General features: G+C 49.2%; 3 protein-coding genes and 3 pseudogenes. 1 reads left to right on the forward strand and 5 read right to left on the reverse strand.

Annotated features, from left to right (window positions below; translation table 11 throughout):
* Positions 1 to 29 precede the first annotated feature (29 nt).
* Together lepB and dapB are read right to left on the reverse strand one after the other, a co-directional pair.
* Positions 30 to 1,484: a signal peptidase I gene (gene lepB, locus I6E49_RS13950; protein ID WP_235403075.1), complete on the reverse strand. Its 1,455-nt coding sequence runs from the start codon at positions 1,482 to 1,484 to the stop codon at positions 30 to 32.
* A gap of 203 nt (positions 1,485 to 1,687) precedes the next feature.
* Positions 1,688 to 2,443, reverse strand: a complete 756-nt coding sequence (dapB, locus tag I6E49_RS13955) for a 4-hydroxy-tetrahydrodipicolinate reductase (protein ID WP_235403076.1) — start codon at positions 2,441 to 2,443, stop codon at positions 1,688 to 1,690.
* 224 nt (positions 2,444 to 2,667) lie between these two features.
* On the opposite strand from dapB, the pseudogene I6E49_RS14695 reads away from it, so the two are divergent.
* A pseudogene (locus tag I6E49_RS14695) lies at positions 2,668 to 2,895 on the forward strand (IS66 family transposase); the annotation flags it as partial.
* Positions 2,896 to 2,973: 78 nt separating this feature from the next.
* Here I6E49_RS14695 and I6E49_RS13960 read toward each other — a convergent pair.
* From I6E49_RS13960 to I6E49_RS14705, 3 genes and pseudogenes are all read right to left on the reverse strand, one after another.
* The gene (locus I6E49_RS13960) at positions 2,974 to 3,192 is read right to left on the reverse strand and encodes a hypothetical protein (RefSeq protein ID WP_235403077.1); all 219 of its coding nucleotides are present in this window, start codon (positions 3,190 to 3,192) and stop codon (positions 2,974 to 2,976) included.
* A 9-nt stretch (positions 3,193 to 3,201) separates the two neighbouring features.
* Positions 3,202 to 3,678 (reverse strand): annotated as a pseudogene (locus I6E49_RS14700) (leucine-rich repeat domain-containing protein); the annotation flags it as partial.
* Positions 3,679 to 3,690: 12 nt separating this feature from the next.
* Positions 3,691 to 3,918 (reverse strand): annotated as a pseudogene (locus I6E49_RS14705) (leucine-rich repeat domain-containing protein); the annotation flags it as partial.
* Between the last annotated feature and the right edge of the window lie 158 nt (positions 3,919 to 4,076).

Below are 4,076 nucleotides of genomic sequence, written 5' to 3' on the forward strand. Positions count from 1 at the left end.
CTACGGGGGAGGGGCCGGGGGCGGGGCCTTTACTTAATATTATCCACCAATCTGAACAATCTGCTCCATCGTATACCCGAGAATCCGCCGTGATCGGGGTCGTGGCTCCACCAGATGAAAATCGGTTTGCCCACGATATGGTCTTCGGGCACGAAGCCCCAGTAGCGTGAGTCGAGCGAGTTGTGGCGGTTGTCGCCCATCATCCAGTAGTAGTCCATACGGAAGGTGTACGACTTAGCCTCCTTGCCGTTGATGTATATCTTGCCGTTCTTTACCACGAGGTCGTTGCCTTCATACACGCGTATCGGGCGCTCGTATATGGCTATGTTGTCCATTGTGAGCTTAAGGGTAGCACCCTTCTTCGGAATCCAAACGGGACCGTAGTTGTCGCGTGTCCATCCGGTGTTGCCGTTGAGCGGATAGATGTCCCACTGTGTGGGGTCATTGACAAACGTGACGCTCTTCACAACGTCCTTGCGGGCCTTCAGAGCCTTTACAGAGGCGTTGGTAAGGGGCAGATAGCCTGCCGAGTTAAGGCTGGCAATGTCCTCCATCGAGATGCCGAGCTGGTCGATAAGTTCAAGGGGCATCTGCGCCTTCAGCTTCACGTAGTAAGAGTACTGCACGTTGTCGGGCTCCTTGTTGGCCTTGCCGTCGGTGTAGATGATGTGGTTCTTTATCTGCAAAGTCTGTCCGGGCAGACCCACGCATCGCTTCACGTAGTTCTCGCGGCGGTCGACGGGTCGGCTCGTCACGGTGCCGTAGGTAGACGGATTGGCGTCGATGATGCGGCGCCCGTCGGCATACAGCCGTGCGAAGAAGTCGCGCTGCTGCTGGCGTGGCATCTGCGAGAGGTTGGGCAGATAGCCTCCGTGCTGCTCGGCATAGGCACCCTCGCCCAGTCCGTAGGCAAGACGATAGAAGTCCTGGGCCTGATATTGGTCGGCTGTGCAGAGCGAATCGCCTGCGGGATAGTTGAATACTACGATGTCGTTCTGCTGAACTGTGCCCAGTCCCTTGGCACGCTCATAGCCCCACTGTGGCCAGCTGATGTACGACTGGCATTCGAATACGGGCAGCGTGTGCTGTGTCAGAGGCATGGTGAGGGGAGTCTGCGGCTTGCGCGGACCGTAGCTCACCTTCGACACGAACAGATAGTCGCCCGTCAGTAGCGACTTCTCAAGCGACGACGAGGGAATGACGTAGTTCTGGAAGAAGAACAGATTGATGAAATATACGGCTACGAGGGCGAACACCAAGGCGTCTACCCACGACATGATGAAGCGCGTGGCGTCGTTGTCCGACTCGCGCCACCACTGCCAGCGTATCTTCTTTGTGATGTATACGTCGAATATGAACGGCAGGACGAGCAGTCCCCACCAGCTCTTCACCCAATAGAGGAAGAGCAGATACAGTATCGTCACTACTGTGAACTTGGCCCATTGCACACGCGGATTGGGGGCCTTCTTTTCTTTGTTGGTCATTGCTGTTTTTTGTTAGAGCATGTATAGCTATATTGACAGAGCCTCACCCGTGTTATGCTTTTGCCCTTTCAGGGCGCATTGTGATGAATGCTCCGTACCCAGGGTGCTACCCTGGGCTATGTGCTTGCTGGGCTTTCAGCCCGCTAAAATTGAATTTGTCTTAGACATCAACTTGATTGTCTTCGACTATAACTGTGTCTGTCTTAGAACTTGAACAGATCCTTTGTGGTGAGCAGGCCCTCGTGGTCTTTGGTATACTCGGCTGCGAGAACCGCTCCGAGCGCAAATCCCTTGCGCGAGTGGGCATCGTGGGTGATGGTGATGCAATCGGCGTCGCTGTCGTATATTACGCTGTGTATGCCGGGCACTTCGTCGCGGCGTATGCTTTCAATCGCCAGCTCGCTTGGGGCGCAATTGTTGGTGCCCTCTACGGTGCCGTCGGCGAGGTGCTGCTCGCCCTTCACCCATGCGTTCTTGCGGTCGAGGTCGGCTACTATTTCCTCTGCCAGAGTGATGGCTGTGCCGCTCGGTGCGTCGAGCTTATGGATATGGTGAGTCTCCTCCATACGTACGTCATACTGGGGGAACTGGTTCATTATCTTGGCGAGATAGCGGTTGACGGCAGAGAATATGGCTACGCCGATAGAGAAGTTGCTTGCCCAGAACAGCGTCTTGCCCTCTTCGGTGCACATACGGCGCACGTCTGCCTCGTGGTCGTTCATCCATCCGGTAGAACCGCTCACCACCTTGACGCCAGCCTTCCACGCACGCAGATAGTTGCCGTAAGCAGCCGAGGGCGCTGTGAACTCTATTGCCACGTCAGCCGAAGCGAACTCGGGTGAGTCGAAGTCCTGCTGGTTGTCTAAATCGATGATGCTTACGATGTTATGTCCACGCTCCTTGCATATCTGCTCTATCATACGGCCCATCTTGCCGTAACCTATTAGTGCTATGTTCATTGTTTGTGATGTTTATATTGTTACTATATCGTTGTTATATCCTGTTTGATGCCTATAAGGCAATAATTGTTGCAAAGTTAAGCAAAAAGGTTGGTTAACATCAATATGTGGTGAAATTTTAGGTTTTTATAAATGTTGGAGGGATGAAAGGAAGGTAAGCGTATCCGCGATGCAGCCTTGTCCATATTTTTTTATCTCTTTACCTTTGCTGCGTGAATAAAAAATCTAATTCCCGAAGAAACTCACTTTTCTTCGGGTCGCATACTGGTGCCAAACGGGCAGCCATGTTCTATTCGCTGGCATGCACCTGCAGACTGCAAGGTATCAACTTCTTTGAATATATATCCGATGTCATCAACAAAGCTGCAGCACTGCCACCAAGAACACCATTAAGTAAGTACCGGGAATTGCTGCCGGACAAATGGGAACAAAAAAATATCGCTCAAGGATAAAAACTTGAGCGATATTTTTTTTGACGTGTATATACTAGCATCGCGGATACGTTGTCTCACAAGGATGCTTACCACCCATTATCGAACAGCAACTTTCTTCACGCTACCATCGCTATACTTCACGATATTCAATCCCTTGGTTGGAGCAGACAATCGCTGACCATTTACTGAATAGCGAACTACCTCCTCAACATCGGTAGAGGTTGTAGTCTTGTCGATGCCTGTTGCTTCGAATTCAACTATGTTCTCAAAGTAGTCGCCAAAGTCAGAGGCACAGTAATCATAACGAGTTCCCATTGGTACATAAAGTGTGCATTTCTTGGCATCAACTCCTTTGAATGCATTACTATCTATTTTGGGTACTTTCTCTGCATATACATAAATAGAAGTTAATCCGCTACAGCCTTGGAATGCTTCATCGCCTATTGAGGTAATACCAGCAGGAAGGGTTAAACTCGTTAATCCGCTACAGCCACAGAATGCTAAAGAGCCTATTGAGGTAATACCAGCAGGAAGGGTTAAACTCGTTAATCCGCTACAACTACTGAATACGCCAGTCGCTATTGAGGTAATACCAGCAGGAAGGGTTAAACTCGTTAATCCGCTACAGCCACAGAATGCGTAAGAGCCTATCTCGGTAATACCAGCAGGAAGGGTTAAACTCGTTAATCCGCTACAGCCTTGGAAAACACAATTACCTAAAGTAGTTACGTTAGATGGTATTTCGATACTTGTGATCTCTTTATCATTTATATAATATTTAATACCACAATTTACAGCTATATAAGGATGACCTTATGTTAAATATGTGTCTAAATTATCATTTATGCAAAATCTAACCTCTTTTAATCCGCTACAGCCCCAGAATACGCCATAGCTTATCTCGGTAATACCAGCAGGAAGGGTTAAACTCGTTAATCCGCTACAGCCACGGAATGCGTAAGAGCCTATCTCGGTAATACCAGCAGGAAGGGTTAAACTCGTTAATACGCTACAGCCAAGGAATGCGCGAGAGCCTATTAACCTGAGTTCGGGATAAGAAAGTCTTTGTAAAAGTTGGTAATCTCAATAATTTTTAGTACTTTTATGATTGTGAATCAATTAATTATCTCAAGTTTCGGATTTAGAATTCAAGCCGTTTGAGCATACTCTCTAAGTGCAGCCAATCTCTTGTCATTCTC

This window comes from Leyella stercorea, assembly GCF_021531655.1.